This is a genomic window from Deinococcus sp. YIM 77859 (assembly GCF_000745175.1).
Lineage (GTDB): Bacteria > Deinococcota > Deinococci > Deinococcales > Deinococcaceae > Deinococcus.
The window spans coordinates 714593-729291 of record NZ_JQNI01000002.1 but is presented as its reverse complement, the minus strand read 5'-3'; the positions used below and the strand labels follow the sequence as shown (position 1 = coordinate 729291).

Below are 14699 nucleotides of genomic sequence, written 5' to 3'. Positions count from 1 at the left end.
CCCGGCTCAGTCCATGTCCACGCCCAGTTCGGGTTGTCGGCTGAGCTCTGCCATGCGCCGCACCTGTTGGGGCAGGTTTCGGCCCAGGCTGAGGGGCGGCAGGGCGTCTACGTCGAACCAGCCGCTCGCCAGCGTCTCCGTGTTGCCGGGGTGCGGAGTGTCGTGGGTCAGCTCGCAGGCCACGAAGACCTTGTACACGGCCCACAGGTCGGGCGGGTGCGGGTGCTTGTCCTTGTCGAGCAGGGCGAGGAGGCGGGTTGCTCGCACCTCCCGCCCGGTCTCCTCGCGCACCTCGCGGACAGCCACCTCGCGGGGGCTGTCACCGGGGTCAGCCCAGCCGCCCGGCAGGCTCCAGAGGCCGTCCACGCGCTCCTGGGTGAGCAGCACCTCGCCCCGGGCATTGAGCACCACGGCGCGCACGTCCACCTTGGGGGTGAGGTAGCCCCGTTCCGCTCGCAGCAGGGCGTACACCTCGCCCGCGTCCTGCCCCGTCTTTCCGGCGAGCAACTCCGCGGTGAGGGCAAGAAGCCGCTCATAGCGTTCCCGGTCGTAGGAATCGCGGGTATAGGTGAGGCCTGCTTGGGCGATCGCTTGAAGCTCGCGGAGCTGAGAAAGGGTCGGCACGCGCCCCAGCGTATATCCTCGCCGTATGCGTCTGGTTCGAGTCGAGCATCAGGGGGCCCCGCACTGGGGCCAGGTCGAGGGCGACACCATCTACCTCACACGCGGCATGGGAGGCGAGCGAACGGGGGAGACGCGGCCCCTCCCGGAAGCCCGGCTGCTCGCGCCCGCCGAGCCGACCAAGATCGTGTGTGTGGGCCGCAACTACCTCGACCACATCCGCGAACTGGGCAACGACACGGGCGACCTCCCGGGCGAGCCCGGCCTCTTCCTGAAGGGGCCGAATGCGCTCGCCGAACCCGGCGCGACGGTTCGGTATCCCGACTGGACCCAGAACTTCCACTTTGAGGGGGAGCTCGCCCTGGTGATTGGGCAGCGTGTTCGCGACCTTAGGCCGGAAGGGGCCCTCTCGGCGGTGTTGGGCTACACCTGTGGCCTGGACCTGACCGCCCGTGACCTTCAGAAGACGGATCTTCAGTGGTTCCGCGCCAAGGCCGCCGACCACTTCTGTCCCCTTGGCCCCTGGCTGGAAACGGACCTTGGTCCCACTGATCTGCGCGTCATCACTCGCGTGAATGGGGAGACGCGCCAAGACGGGCGCACGAGTCACATGATCTTCGACGTGGTGCAGATCCTGACCTACGTGACCCGGTATGTGACCCTGGAACCCGGCGACGTCGTGCTCACCGGTACCCCCGAAGGTGTTGGTCCCTTGCGGCGGGGCGACACGGTGGAGGTGGAGGTGGAGGGGATCGGCGTGCTGACCACCCACATCGGATAACGCCGCACGGTTGCTGGCCTCGCCCACGCGCTAGCCTGCAGGCGTGCCCATCAGCCGAAGCGTTCGCGTCCTGGCCCTTGCGGTCCTCTCCTCCTTTCTGGCGGGGGCGAGCCCTGCCAGCGACCTGTTTGAGACGGCCAACCGCGCCGTACAAAGCCGCTATTACGGCTGGTCCACCGTGGACCGCGCGGCCCTGGGGGCGAAGTACGCGGCGGTCCTGGCCGAGCGGTGTGCGCCGCAGGGGGACGCCTGCGACTACGCGACCGGTCGTGCGGTGCTGGGCGAACTGCTGAACGAACTCGGTGACCCTCACACCAACGTCCGTGACCCGGAAGGCGCCGAGCGAGTGGCCGAGGTGACCGAGAACCGAGCTGTTTTCCGTACGGGTGTGCGGGTGGTACGGGTGACGGGAGGCCTCCTCGTCGTGTCCGTCTTGCCGGGGAGCCCCGCCGCCGAGGCCGGTGTGCGCCGCTTCGACCTCATCACTGGGGTGAACGGCGAGGCTGCTGGAAAGGACGCCGCGGGCAAGAACCTCCCCGTAGGCCCCAACGAGTTCACGCGGCTGGAACGGGCCGGAGATCCCTTGCGCCTCACCTTGCGCCGGGCAGGGGGCCCTGACCGCGCACTGTCACTCCCAACCGCTCGCCTTCCGGCGCGGGACGAGCCCACCCTGAGCTGGGCCGGACCGGACGGCAAGACCGCCGTGATCGACTACTCGAGCTTTCTGCCCGCTGACAGCGCTGAACTGTTTCTGGCCCGCCTGGACGAGGCGCGACGGTCCGGGGCGACGGCGCTGGTGGTGGACCTGCGCTACAACGGGGGCGGTGCGCTGGGTGAATGCGTCGCTGCCGCGAGTTCCTTTGGCCCGGTGCTCTACAAGACCCGCTGGCAGGGGGGCGGGTATACCTACGGGGGGCTCCGCGGTGAGGAGGTGCTCGCCTGGCTGGCACGCGCCGCTCAACCCGACTGGGCCCTGTGGCGCGGACCGCTTGCCGTGCTGGTCGGTCCGAGTACGGCCTCCTGTGCGGAGGTCTTTACGTACTACGCCCAGAAGGCCGGGGCGATCGTGGTTGGTGAGAGGACGCGTGGCGTGGGGAGTAGTGGGGTGATGTTCGAGCGCTTGCCCGACGGCAGCCTGCTTTCCCTCACCGTGCTGCGCGCCTACACCGCGGCGGATGAACCTTTGCCGGACGCGATCACGCCCGAGGTGGCGGCGCCCACCGACGTCGCCTTGCTGACTGGGGAGGGCCGTGACACCACGCTGGAAGCGGCACTTGCGGCGCTGGAGGCCAGGACGGCGAGCCGTCAAAAGGAGTCCGGACAGACAGACGCGCCGCCGCGCCCAGACGCTAGCCTGAGCGTGGGCAGAAGGTAACGCGTCGCTGCATGCTGGGCGCGAACTGCCCCGTACACTAGACTCATGCTGTACCGGACTTCTTCTCCGCTTTTCCACGCGCTGCGCCCAGCCGCGGTGCGTCCCACCCGACACAGGGGGTAGCCCATGAACAGATACGACGACCGCGCCCGCCTCGTGTTTCACTATGCCCGGGAGGAAGGAAACCGCCTGGGCCACGCGATGGTGGGTCCCGAACACCTCCTGCTGGGGCTCATGCGTGAGGGCGGCACGGCCGCCACCATCCTCTCGGAGTTCGGTGCCTCGCTCGACGGCCTGCGCCGCCGCGTCGAGGAGATCATTGGCCGTGGCGAGGGAAACCGCCTGAATGACGCCCCCTCCATCACGCCCCGTGCCCGCCGCGTGATGGAACTCGCCTCTTCAGAGGCCCGGCAGCTCGGCGCGCAGGTGACCTCGACGGAGCACATCCTCCTTGGGATCATCCGCGAGGGAGACGGGGTGGCCTTCCGCATCCTCCAAGAACTCACCAAGGATGTGGACACCATCCGTTGGCGTGTGCTGGCGCAGGGTGACAGCCACACCGGCAAGGCGGCCAAGCCGGTGGCCACACCCTTTCTCGACGAGTATGGCCGCGACCTCACCAAGCAGGCGCGCGAGGGCAAGCTCGACCCGGTGATCGGCCGCTCGGAGGAGATTCGCCGCGTCACCCAGATTCTCACGCGGCGCACCAAGAATAACCCCGTTCTCATCGGTGACCCGGGCGTGGGCAAGACGGCCATTGTGGAAGGCCTGGCGCTCGCCATCGTCGAGAAGCGGACGCCGCCCAACCTGCACGGCGTGCGCCTGGTCAGCCTGGACCTCTCCGGCGTGGTGGCTGGAACGAAGTACCGCGGCGAGTTCGAGGAACGCCTGCGGCAGATCATCGAGGAGCTGCGCAACGCCAAGGTGATGGCCTTTATCGACGAGCTGCATACCCTGGTTGGGGCGGGCGGCGCGGAAGGCACCCTGGACGCAGCGAATATCCTCAAGCCTGCGCTTTCGCGCGGCGAAATCCAGGTGATCGGCGCGACCACCACCGGCGAGTATCACCGCTACATCGAGAAGGACGCGGCTCTAGAACGCCGCTTCCAGCCGGTGATTGTGCTGGAGCCCAGCCCCGCCGAGACGCTTCAGATTCTGCGCGGCCTGCGCCCCCGCTATGAGGAGCACCACGGCGTGCAGATTCCCGAGGCTGCGCTGGAACTGGCCGTTCGCATCGGCGAGCGTTCCCTGCCGGGCCGCAACTTTCCCGACAAGGCGATCGACCTGATCGACGAGGCCGCCAGCCGCGTTCGGCTCAACATGAGCGTGGGCCTACCCGTCACCGAGAACGAGGACGGTGAGCCGGTGGTGACCCGCGAGGACATCGAGAGCGTGATCAACTCCATGGGTGGCATCTACTCCGACGAGTCGGCAGCGCAGCTCAGCGACCTGGAAGACCAACTCCAGGGGCAGGTGTACGGCCAGCCGGAAGCGATCAAGGCGCTCTCCAGCGCCCTGCGCCGCGCCCGCGTCGGCCTGGGTGGCCGCACCCGCGTCTCTGCGAGCTTTCTCTTTGTCGGCCCCAGCGGCGTGGGCAAGACACACCTCGCCAAGGCCCTGGCCCGCACGCTCTTCGGCTCGGAGCGCAGTCTCATCCGGGTAGACATGAGCGAGTTCCAGGAGGCGCACTCCATCTCCAAGCTGATCGGCTCGCCTCCCGGCTACGTGGGCTTCGAGCAGGGAGGGCGCCTGACGGAGGCGGTGCGCCGCCAGCCCTTTTCGGTGATTCTTCTCGACGAGATCGAAAAGGCTCACCCGGACGTCTACAACACCTTCCTTCAGGTGCTTGATGACGGCCGCCTCACCGATGGGCTGGGCCGCACGGTGGATTTCCGCCGCACCATCATCATCATGACCAGCAATACGGGCTTCAACGTCAACCCCACGGTGGGTTTCTCGCCGGTCACGCCCGACAGCAACACGCCGCTACGGCACATCTTCACGCCGGAATTCCTTGATCGCCTCGACGACGTGATTCGTTTCCGTCCCCTCGGGGAAGACGAACTGGTGCGCGTCGCCCAGCAGCTTATGGCGGAGATGCGCGACGAACTCGCCAGCCGTGAGCTCAATGTCACCTTTGACCCCGCCATTGCCGCCTGGCTGGTGGGCAAGCTCAAGGCTCGCAGCCCCAAGCATGCCGTGGGTTCTTCTCGCCAGCTTCGTACCCTGATTCGCGAAGAGATCGAGGACCCCCTCGCCCTTGAACTCATTGGCAATGCCGGTGAGGAACTGCGGGTCGTTCTCGGCCAGGACGGCATCCAATTCGAGCGGGGCAAAGCGGCGCCGCCGCAGATTCTGGCGTAGGGCCTTATTCGACCGGGCGGAGTGACCCTGTGTCCTCCGCCCGCTTTGTTCTAGAGTGAGGGCCAATGCAGGTCCTTTTCCTGGCGCTCGCCGTCCTCGGCTTTCTGCTGCCCCTCAGTCAGTTTGTGCCCTGGCTTGCTCAGCACGGCTTGAACCTCCCGCTCTTTATGCGGGAGGTTGTCTCCACCCGCGTCTCAGCGTTCGCGTGGGCGGATGTCCTCGTCAGTGCGCTGACCGTCATTCTGCTGATCGTCGTCCAGGGACGTGAACGCGGCGTTCGTGGAACTTGGGCGGCCATCCTCGGGACGCTTTGTGTGGGGCCTTCTTTCGGCCTACCGCTGTTTTTGTACCTGCGTGAACGGCAGAGGAGTGCCTAGCGTCTCGCGGCACGGTTCCTGCGTTCCTCACCCGCTACCATGCCGGTCATGACCAAAAGCATCGCTGCCTTTCAGGACGAGTACGGCCGGATTACCAGTTGGCCCTCGGATCGCCGCCGAGCGCATCAGCTGGCCATCCTCGACCACCTGACCGGTCTCTTCGAGCCGGGCCGCCGCTACAGCGAGGCCGAGGTGCTGGCGGTGCTGCGTGACCACAGCACCCTGGAGGATCCCGGGCGGCTGCTTGCGGAGCTGGTGGACGGCGATTACCTGGCCACGCGGGACAGCACGTACTGGCGGGCAGACAGTCGGCCCGAACCCCAGGGGCCCCGTGGCTAAGGTCACGGCAAAGTACGTCTGCACCTCCTGCGGCTACCAGTCGGCCAAGCCGCTGGGCCGCTGCCCAAGCTGTCAGGCATGGAACTCTTTTGTGGAGGAGGCGACCGCAGGGGGAACGGGCAAGGCCCGGATGGGAGGCGGGTACGGCGGCATTGTCGGCGGCAAACTCACCCCTCTCTCGACTGTCGGACGGCGCGAGGAGCCTCGTTTGCCCAGCGGAATTCCCGAACTCGACCGCGTGCTGGGCGGCGGGCTGGTGGCGGGCAGTGTGACCCTGATCGGTGGGGAACCGGGGATCGGCAAAAGCACCCTGCTCCTCCAGGTCGCTGACCGGCTGGCCACGCAGGGGCACAGCGTGCTGTACGTGGCCGGTGAGGAATCGCTGGAGCAGATTCGCCTACGGGCCGACCGCCTGGGGGTGGGGGCCGAGATCGGGCTGACCCGAGATACCCGTGCCGAACACATCGCAGCGCTGATGAATGAACACAAACCGGCGCTGTGCATCGTGGACTCCATCCAGACGGTGACGGTGGACGTGGAAGGCGCGCCCGGCGGTGTCGCCCAGGTGCGGGAGGGCACGGCCCTGCTCACCCGGGCGGCGAAGGAGACGGGTACGGCCACGGTCCTCGTCGGTCACGTCACAAAGGAGGGTACCGTCGCCGGGCCGAAGGTGATGGAACACATCGTGGACACGACGGTCTTTCTGGAGACGGTCGGGGCCTTTCGGCTGCTGCGCAGCGTGAAAAATCGCTTCGGACAGGCGGGAGAACTCGGCGTGTTCGAGATGCGCGGCGAGGGCCTGGTGGCCGTGGAAAACCCTTCGGCAGCCTTCCTGGCCGAGCGGCCGGTGGGGGTCCCAGGAAGTGTTGTGGCGGCGACCATTGACGGGCAGCGGCCCATGCTGCTGGAGGTTCAGGCTCTGGCGGCCAAAACCCCCTATCCCAACCCGCGCCGGGTGGTGGTGGGCCTCGATCCCCGGCGGGTGGATGTGGTGTTGGCCGTGCTCGAGCGCCGCCTGGATCTCACCCTGGGCGGGCTGGACGTGTACGTGAACCTGGCGGGCGGCCTCAAGGTCCCCGATCCTGGCCTTGACCTCCCGGTGGCGCTCGCGGTGTATTCCGCCGTGGTGGGCCGCGCCCTTCCCGGCAACGTCGCTGTGTTTGGCGAGGTGGGCCTGGCGGGTGAGGTCCGCTCGACGCAGGGGGCGCTGCGCCGCGCGCAGGAGGCGACCCGCGCCGGGTACCACGAGTTGATTGTGCCCCCCGGCCTAGAAGGGCGCGAGGGCGTGCGCAGCGTCGAGGAGGCCGTCGGCTTGGTCTGGCGGCGCCCCGCTTGAGCGGCTTCGCGTGGACCTACAGATTTCCTCAAGGGCCCGTCATCTCTCTTTTTGTCTGCTGCGCCACACTGCCCTCATGAGCCACCATCTTTTCAAAGCCCTTGCTGTGACCGCCGCTCTTGCCCTGCCCGTCAGCGCTTCCGCGCAGACCGACACCACCGGCACCACCGATACGACCACCACGACCACGAACGATGGAGGAGGCTTTGACTGGGGCTGGCTGGGCCTGGCCGGGCTGATCGGCTTGGCCGGTCTGGGTGGGGGGAGTGCTCCCCGCCGCGTGACCACGACCACGACCACAACCAACCGCCGCTGAGGAGCACACAAGAAGCCGCCGCCCTTTACGGGGGCGGCGGCTTCTTGTGCAGCGAGCTCAGTGCAGGACGCCGGTTTCGAACCGGAAGGTGTGGCCGTCGTGGTCCACGGTGAGTGTGCTGCCCTCGGGGACGCGCCCAGCCAGGATTTCCCGAGCAAGGGGCGTCTCGATCTCGCGGGCGATCACGCGCTTGAGGGGACGGGCGCCGAAAGCGGGGTCGTAGCCCAGCTGTGCGAGCTTGTCCTTGGCGGCGTCGGTGAGGTGGAGCGTCACGCGGCGCTCGGCGAGGCGGCGGCGCAGGCCCTGGGTCTGGATCTCCACAATCCGGTGGAGGTCAGCGGAGGTCAGCGCGTCGAAGACGATGATGTCGTCGATCCGGTTGAGAAATTCGGGCCGGAAGTGACCCTGCAAGACCTGCAGCACCTGCTCCCGGATGCTTTCGGGGCTGTCACCGCGTGCCTGCGCTTCGAGGATCAGCGGCGAACCGATGTTGCTCGTCATGATGATCAGCGTGTTGCGGAAGTCTACGGTTCGGCCCTGACCGTCGGTGAGGCGGCCGTCGTCGAGCACCTGAAGCAGCACATTAAACACGTCCGGGTGCGCCTTTTCGATCTCATCGAGCAGAATGACGCTGTAGGGGCGGCGGCGCACCGCTTCCGTCAGCTGACCGCCCTCCTCGTACCCAACGTAGCCGGGAGGTGCACCGATCAGGCGAGCCACGGTGTGTTTTTCCATGTACTCGCTCATGTCGATGCGAACCATCGCGTCGGGCGAGTCGAAGAGGAATTCCGCCAGGGCTTTGGCCAGCTCGGTTTTACCGACGCCTGTCGGCCCGAGGAACATAAAGGAACCAAGGGGACGGTTGGGGTCATTCAGGCCAGCACGAGCTCGGCGAATTGCGTCGGCCACGCTGACGATGGCGCGGTCTTGGCCAATCACCCGCTGGTGCAGCTGCTCTTCGAGGTGAAGTAGCTTCTCGCGTTCGCCCTCCATGAGCTTGCTGACCGGAATGCCCGTCCAGCGGCTCACGACGGCCGCGATGTCCTCTTCCGTCACTTCCATGTGGGCGAATTCGGCCCCCTTGAGCTTGCGCTCGAGGTCCTGCACCTCACGCTCAAGCTGCGGCAGCTTGCCGTACTCCAGCTCGGCCGCCTTTTGCAGGTCGTACTCGCGCCGCGCCTTTTCGATCTCGGTGCGCACCTGGTCAAGCGCCTCGCGTTTCTCGCGCAGGGCCTGCACCTCCTGCCGTTCGGCCTCCCAACGGCTACGAACCTCGGCCAGCTCGTCCGTGACCGCCTTGAGCTGTTCCTCGATGTCCAGCAGGCGGTTTTGCGAGTCGATGTCCTTTTCTTTCTTGAGCGCCTCGCGCTCGATCTCCAGTTGCAGCTTGCGGCGCTGAAGCTGGTCGATGCGCTCGGGGCTGGATTCCAGCGCCATCCGCAGCCGGGCGGCCGCCTCGTCGATCAGGTCGATCGCCTTGTCGGGGAGCTGACGGTCCGTGATGTAGCGGTGGCTGAGCTGTGCGGCGGCCACCAGCGCGGGGTCAGTGATCTCCACGTTGTGGTGGACCTGGTAGCGCTCCTTGATGCCGCGCAGGATGGAGATGGTGTCTTCCACGCTGGGCTCGTCCACGAAGACGGGCTGGAAGCGGCGTTCCAGGGCCGGGTCCTTTTCGATCTCGCGGTATTCGTCCAGGGTGGTCGCGCCGATCAGGTGCAGTTCGCCGCGCGCCAGAGCGGGCTTGAGCATGTTGCCCGCATCGGGACTGCCTTCGGTCTTGCCCGCACCAACGATGGTGTGGATCTCGTCGACGAACAGAATGATTTCACCCTGGGACTGCACCACCTCCTCGATCACGGCCTTGAGGCGTTCTTCAAACTCGCCGCGGAACTTCGCCCCGGCCAGAAGGCTCCCCATCTCCAGCGAGACGATGCGCTTGTTCTTCAGCCCTTCGGGCACGTCGCCCTTCACGATGCGGATGGCGAGGCCCTCGGCGATCGCAGTCTTACCAACACCGGGCTCGCCGATAAGCACCGGATTGTTCTTGGTGCGGCGCAGGAGGATCTGCATCACGCGCCGAATCTCCTCGTCGCGGCCGATCACCGGGTCGAATTTGCCGTCGCGGGCACGCTGCGTCAGGTCGGTGCCGTACTTGGCCAGCGCGTCAAATTGTTGCTCAGCAGTCTTCGTGGTCACAGTCTTTCCTTTCCGGGCGTCGGTGACCGCCTGTCGCAGGGCCGCTTCGGGTGGCAGGCCGGGCGTGCGGCTTTCCGAACGCAGCGCGAGCAGCAGGGTATCGGCCGCGACAAAGGCGTCGCCCAGCGTCTTGGCCTCCTGCTCGGCCTTTTGGAGGGCGCGGTTGAGCGCCGGGTCGAGGTACAGGTTTTCGCCCCCGCCCTGCACGCGGGGCAGCCTGGCCAGTTCGGCGTCCAGGGCCGAGCGGAGGGCCTTGAGGTCGCCACCCGCGGCCGTGATCGCGCGCGCAGCGGTGTCGTTCTCCAGCAGCGCACGCAGAACATGCGCCACAGTGAGGGTTTGTTGCTGGTTGGTTTGTGCGAGTTGCTGCGCTCCAGCGATGGTCTGGAGCGCCGCCTCGGTGAAGCGTTCAGGGTTCAAGGTCGAAACCTCCTTTGGTGGCCCCAGTCTAAAACTTGAGTGAGGTCATGTCAAGTTTATTGAAGGCTAAGAACCGTAACTCTGGAGAGAAAGCGGAGCGGCCAGGAGGCGGGAGCGGTGGCTCCGGCTCTCCTGGCCGCCTGACGTTGGGCTACTCGTCGCCGAGGTACGCTTTGCGCACGCTCTCATCCTGCGCGATGCTCGCCGCGTCGCCGCTGAGGCGGATCTCACCGGTTTGCAGCACATAGGCGCGGTGCGCGATACCCAGCGCCATGCTGGCGTTCTGCTCGACAAGGAGGATGGTGGTGCCGCGTTCCTTGTTCAGGCGCTCGACGATGTCAAAAATCGCCTCCACAAAGAGGGGCGAGAGGCCCATGGAAGGTTCATCCAGCAGCAGCAAGCGTGGATTGACCATCAGGGCGCGGGCGATCGCCAGCATCTGCTGCTCCCCGCCCGACATGGTGCCGCCAAGCTGGCCCTCGCGTTCTTTGAGGCGCGGGAACAGCGCAAAAGCTTCCTGAATCCGTTCCTCGATCAGCTGGCGGTCGGTGACCGTGTACGCGCCGACCTCCAGGTTCTCACGCACCGTGAGCTGAGCAAAGATCCGGCGGCCCTCGGGCACGTGGCTCATGCCGCGCCCCATGATCGTATGGGGGGGCAAGCCAGAGATGTTTTGCCCATCATAGATCACCTGGCCGTGTCGCGGCTTCATCATGCCGCTGATCGTGCGCAGCGTGGTCGTCTTGCCGGCGCCGTTGCCACCGATCAAGGCCACGATCTCGCCGGAGTGAACGGTCATGTTGATGCCCTTGAGGGCATGGATGTGGTCGTAGTACGTGTGAACGTCCCGCAGTTCGAGCATGGGTGTGCCGGTTGGTCCCGCCGTCTGCTCGGTCGTTTTCGCCATCACCCTCTCAGGCATTCGGCCTCGCCTCCTTGCCGTACTCGCCCGCCGCCGCACCGCGGCCCAGGTACGCTTCCATGACGCGCGGATCGTTGCGGACCTGGTGGGGGAGGCCCTCACTGATCTTGGTGCCGTAGTCCAGCACGGTGATGTTCTCCGAGAGGGTCATCACCAGGCGCATGTCGTGCTCGATCAAGACCACCGTGACGCCCAAGTCGTCGCGGATGCGGCGAATCAGCGCCTTGAGGTCTTCGGTCTCGCGGGGGTTCATGCCCGCTGCTGGTTCGTCGAGCAGCACCAGCTTGGGCGTCGTCGCGAGCGCGCGGGCGATTTCCAGCTTGCGCTGGTCGCCGTAGGGAAGATTGGTCGCCAGTTCGCTGCGCCATTTGCTCAGGCCGACGAACTCCAGCATCACCCGAGCCGTTTCCCGCGCCTCCGCCTCGGTTCGGTGAAAGGTGCGGGTGTGCAGCACGGCGTCCCAAAAGCCCACCTTCAGGCGAGTATGCCGCCCCACCATGATGTTTTCTTCGGCGGTCATGGTGGAAAAGAGGCGGATATTCTGAAAGGTGCGCGAGATGCCCGCTGCCACCACCTGATCGGGCCGCAGGCCCACCAGTTCCTGCCCGGCGAGCCGGATGGTGCCCCGGTCCGGCTTGTAGATCCCCGTGATCAGGTTAAAGAAGGTGGTCTTGCCCGCGCCGTTCGGCCCGATCACGCTGACGATGGCGTGCTGCGGCACCTGAAAGGTCACGTCGTTCACGGCGGTGAGGCCGCCAAAGGTCTTGGTGACGTTCTGCACGTCGAGAATGATGTTGCCGGCCGTCACTGCGCGCCTCCTGCCCGTTCGTCTTCTTTCTGTGGCGCGAGGCCGGGGCTATAGACGTCCCCGCCGCCCGCCGTAAGCGCTGGCCCGCTGCCCTTCGCGCTGTCGTCCTCCTGATCCTCCTCGTGGTGCAGTTCTAGGGCGCGGCGCCGGTTGGGCAGCAAGCCCTCGGGACGCAGCAGCATCATGGTGACCAGAATCACGCCGAAAATCAGCCGTTGGAGCTGCCCTGGGTTCACCTGTTGCGGCAGGCCCAGGTTGGCGGTGGCCTCGCCCAAGCCCGGCAGAATGCGCAGGTTCAGCAGGGTGACCACGGCCGCGCCCAGGATCACGCCGGGAAAAGAACCCATTCCGCCCAGAATCACCATGCTCAGCACGCCGATACTTTGAAACAGGTTGAAGCTTTCCGGGCTGATAAAGGTCTGTTTGGCCGCAAAGATCATCCCCATCACACCTGCAAAGCTCGCCCCTGTGGCAAAGGCGATCAGCTTGGTCTGGACCAGCGGCACGCCCATCGCCTGCGCCGCCACCTCGTCGTCCCGAATGGCAATCCAGGCCCGCCCGATGCGCGAGCGGTCCAGCCGGATATTCACCATCAGGATGATGGCGATCATCACGAGCACAAGCACGTACAGGAACAGGAGGTAATACTGGTCAGGCTGAAAGCCCAGGGCACCGGCCAAACGGTCAAACCACGGCACCGCGGCGCTCTTGATGGGCGTGATGCCCTGCGAGCCCGCCGAGTACAGGTCGAGGTTGTTGGCCAGCACGCGAATCACTTCGCCCAGCCCCAGCGTGATCAGGGCCAGATAGTCCCCCTTGAGGCGCAGCACCGGCAGGCCGATCAGCACGCCCACAATGGCCGCAGCAAGCACGCTGAGGGCCAGGAACAGCCAGAAAAAGTTCGCGTCGATGCCGGTGGCCAGTCCGGCTGCCCGGGAGGCCCCCAGCACGAGCAGGGCCCGCCCGGTCAGGATGAGGCCCGCAACCAGGCCAAAACTCGCCAGGGCGAAACTCCAGGTCGATGCCCGCGTGGGCCGCACCACCTGCCGCCGGATGTACACCATGCTCGCCGCGGTCACCGCCGTCAAAAACAGCCCAAACGCCAGCGTGCTCGCGTTCGTGGCCCCCGGATTCTCACCGTAGTAGCGCAGGATCTCCGAGAAGCGTGGGCTGGCGAAGATGCCCCACAGGTAGGCTCCAACCGCAAAGAAGGCCACGTACCCCAGGTCGAGTAGCCCCGCGAGTCCCACCACAATATTCAGGCCCAGGGCAAGCGCGGCAAAGATCATGATCTGAATGCTGAGGTCCAGAAGGGAGGTGTCTTCCTGCCCGGCCCAGGGCAACACGAGCAGCAGGCTGCCCAACCCAACCAGCGCCTTGGCCCAGGGAGCGGCACGCCACAGATACGCGAACAGCACGTTGGCCAGGAAGAGGGAGACCACCACCGCCTCTACGATGGGGTTTCGCAGCAACCCGCCCAGGTTCCCGAGCCGCCCCAGCAGCTCACCGTTATGCGAAACCAGCAGCAGCGCACTGGTGGCCAAAAATGTCAGCACCAGCAGCAGCGTGCGGTCCGGAGCAGGGCGCGTACGCCGCGGCGCAGCAGGACTCACCGCCGTCATACTTTCTCCACGTTGCTCTTGCCGAGCAGGCCAGTTGGCTTAAAGATCAGAATCAGCACGAGCACGATAAACGCTCCGATCCGCTGGTAGGAGGCGTCGATCGCTTCCAGGTTGGCGATGCCCAGCAGCCCGCCAAAGATGTTCGTCACGCCGATCAGGTTCTGGATCACACCCAGGACCAGACCGCCCAGCACCGCACCGGGAATCGAGCCGATGCCGCCCAGCACCGCCGCCGTAAAGGCGATGATGCCGGGGTCAAAGCCCGAGTAGGCGTTGACTGTGCCGAACTTGATGCCAAACAGGACGCCGCTGATACCGCCGAGCGCCCCACCGATCAAAAAGGTCGCGCTGATCATGCGGTTGGCGTCGATCCCCATCAGTCCGGCGGTGACCCGATCTTGTGCCACAGCGCGGATCGCCTTGCCCAGCCGGGTGCGGCCAACCAGGTAGTTCAGGACCGCGAGGCTCACGAGACCCACCACAATCAGGATCACGTCCTTGAGCTGGAGGTCGATGCCTACCGTTCGCAGGGCGTTTCCCAGCGCTACGCAGGAACTCTCCGCGCTGCAGAACTTGCCGCTAAAGCCCTCGGGGAGGGTATAGGTCAGGTCGAAGCGGCCCTGGAACCCCTCGATCACGCGCAGGACGTCTTGCAGGATCAGCGACACGCCGATGGCGGTAATCAGGGGCACCAACCGGGGTGCGTTGCGAAGTGGGCGGTAGGCCAGGCGCTCGATCAGCACATTCAGCAGGCCAGAGACCACCATCGCCGCCACAAGCGCGATCAGCAGCTTGAGGTAGCCATTCATCGGGTTTGGGGCGAGCACCCGAAACACCTCAAATCCGACGACCGCGCCGGTGACAAAGACTTCCGAATGCGCGAAGTTGATCAGTTGCAGCACGCCGTACACCATGGTGTAGCCCAGGGCGATGATGGCGTATACAAAGCCCAGCACGAGGCCGCCGACAACCACGTTCACGATGAACGGCAGCAGGGTGGCGAGATCCAAAATCCAGCTCCTCTCTCAGAGGTCATCCCGCAGCGCGGCGGGGGAGAAACGAAGAACGGCGAGCGGTCAGAGAAGGGGGACTGGACCTACCCTATTCTGCCGCCACACGCCCCTTCTTGGGCCACAAGGAAGCCCTCAAAAAGAAGGGGCCGGGCGAGGTGCCCAGCCCCGTGACTCATGGGGGGAAGGTCGGAAGTGGGGCCGCCGGGATG

The 14699-nt window shown here is 66.1% G+C and carries 13 protein-coding genes; 7 read left to right on the top strand and 6 right to left on the bottom strand.

Annotated features, from left to right (window positions below):
- Window positions 1-6 precede the first annotated feature (6 nt).
- Window positions 7-624: an NUDIX hydrolase gene (locus EI73_RS03665; protein WP_034384372.1), complete on the bottom strand. Its 618-nt coding sequence runs from the start codon at window positions 622-624 to the stop codon at window positions 7-9.
- Between the two features lie 25 nt (window positions 625-649).
- Between EI73_RS03665 and EI73_RS03660 the strand changes: the two genes are divergently transcribed.
- From EI73_RS03660 to EI73_RS03630, 7 genes are all read left to right on the top strand, one after another.
- Entirely contained in the window at window positions 650-1402 is a 753-nt protein-coding gene (locus tag EI73_RS03660; RefSeq protein WP_034384371.1) for a fumarylacetoacetate hydrolase family protein, read from the top strand.
- A 43-nt stretch (window positions 1403-1445) separates the two neighbouring features.
- Entirely contained in the window at window positions 1446-2777 is a 1332-nt protein-coding gene (locus EI73_RS03655) for a S41 family peptidase (protein ID WP_051935403.1), read from the top strand.
- A 126-nt stretch (window positions 2778-2903) separates the two neighbouring features.
- A complete protein-coding gene (locus EI73_RS03650) occupies window positions 2904-5141 on the top strand; it encodes an ATP-dependent Clp protease ATP-binding subunit (RefSeq protein ID WP_034384370.1) in 2238 nt (745 codons plus the stop codon).
- A 65-nt stretch (window positions 5142-5206) separates the two neighbouring features.
- A complete protein-coding gene (locus EI73_RS03645; RefSeq protein ID WP_034384368.1) occupies window positions 5207-5518 on the top strand; it encodes a DUF2834 domain-containing protein in 312 nt (103 codons plus the stop codon).
- A gap of 48 nt (window positions 5519-5566) precedes the next feature.
- On the top strand, window positions 5567-5857 hold the full coding sequence (locus EI73_RS03640) for a DUF2087 domain-containing protein (protein ID WP_034384366.1): 291 nt from the start codon (window positions 5567-5569) through the stop codon (window positions 5855-5857).
- On the top strand, window positions 5850-7193 hold the full coding sequence (gene radA / locus EI73_RS03635) for a DNA repair protein RadA (protein WP_034384364.1): 1344 nt from the start codon (window positions 5850-5852) through the stop codon (window positions 7191-7193). The genes EI73_RS03640 and radA overlap by 8 nt, the downstream gene beginning before the upstream one ends.
- Window positions 7194-7269: 76 nt before the next feature.
- On the top strand, window positions 7270-7509 hold the full coding sequence (locus tag EI73_RS03630; RefSeq protein WP_034384360.1) for a WGxxGxxG family protein: 240 nt from the start codon (window positions 7270-7272) through the stop codon (window positions 7507-7509).
- Between the two features lie 57 nt (window positions 7510-7566).
- On the opposite strand, the gene clpB is transcribed toward EI73_RS03630, so the two are convergent.
- From clpB to EI73_RS03605, 5 genes are all read right to left on the bottom strand, one after another.
- A complete protein-coding gene (clpB, locus tag EI73_RS03625; RefSeq protein ID WP_034384355.1) occupies window positions 7567-10125 on the bottom strand; it encodes an ATP-dependent chaperone ClpB in 2559 nt (852 codons plus the stop codon).
- Window positions 10126-10276: 151 nt separating this feature from the next.
- On the bottom strand, window positions 10277-11047 hold the full coding sequence (locus EI73_RS03620; protein ID WP_081908952.1) for an ABC transporter ATP-binding protein: 771 nt from the start codon (window positions 11045-11047) through the stop codon (window positions 10277-10279).
- Complete coding sequence (locus tag EI73_RS03615; protein WP_034384351.1) at window positions 11040-11855, bottom strand: ABC transporter ATP-binding protein; 816 nt, start codon at window positions 11853-11855, stop codon at window positions 11040-11042. Before EI73_RS03615 ends, EI73_RS03620 begins: the two co-directional genes overlap by 8 nt.
- The gene (locus EI73_RS03610; RefSeq protein ID WP_034384348.1) at window positions 11852-13477 is read right to left on the bottom strand and encodes a branched-chain amino acid ABC transporter permease; all 1626 of its coding nucleotides are present in this window, start codon (window positions 13475-13477) and stop codon (window positions 11852-11854) included. Before EI73_RS03610 ends, EI73_RS03615 begins: the two co-directional genes overlap by 4 nt.
- Window positions 13474-14487 (bottom strand): branched-chain amino acid ABC transporter permease, encoded by a 1014-nt coding sequence (locus EI73_RS03605; protein ID WP_034384345.1) that lies wholly within the window; start codon window positions 14485-14487, stop codon window positions 13474-13476. The genes EI73_RS03610 and EI73_RS03605 overlap by 4 nt, the downstream gene beginning before the upstream one ends.
- Window positions 14488-14699 lie beyond the last annotated feature (212 nt).

Excerpts from the sequence above, each read along its gene's own strand:
- EI73_RS03640 (WP_034384366.1), top strand. The coding sequence starts at position 5,567 with ATGACCAAAAGCATCGCTGCCTTTCAGGACGAGTACGGCCGGATTACC.
- EI73_RS03630 (WP_034384360.1), top strand. The coding sequence starts at position 7,270 with ATGAGCCACCATCTTTTCAAAGCCCTTGCTGTGACCGCCGCTCTTGCC.
- EI73_RS03650 (WP_034384370.1), top strand. The coding sequence starts at position 2,904 with ATGAACAGATACGACGACCGCGCCCGCCTCGTGTTTCACTATGCCCGG.
- EI73_RS03620 (WP_081908952.1), bottom strand. The coding sequence starts at position 11,047 with ATGCCTGAGAGGGTGATGGCGAAAACGACCGAGCAGACGGCGGGACCA.
- EI73_RS03660 (WP_034384371.1), top strand. The coding sequence starts at position 650 with ATGCGTCTGGTTCGAGTCGAGCATCAGGGGGCCCCGCACTGGGGCCAG.
- EI73_RS03610 (WP_034384348.1), bottom strand. The coding sequence starts at position 13,477 with ATGACGGCGGTGAGTCCTGCTGCGCCGCGGCGTACGCGCCCTGCTCCG.
- EI73_RS03645 (WP_034384368.1), top strand. The coding sequence starts at position 5,207 with ATGCAGGTCCTTTTCCTGGCGCTCGCCGTCCTCGGCTTTCTGCTGCCC.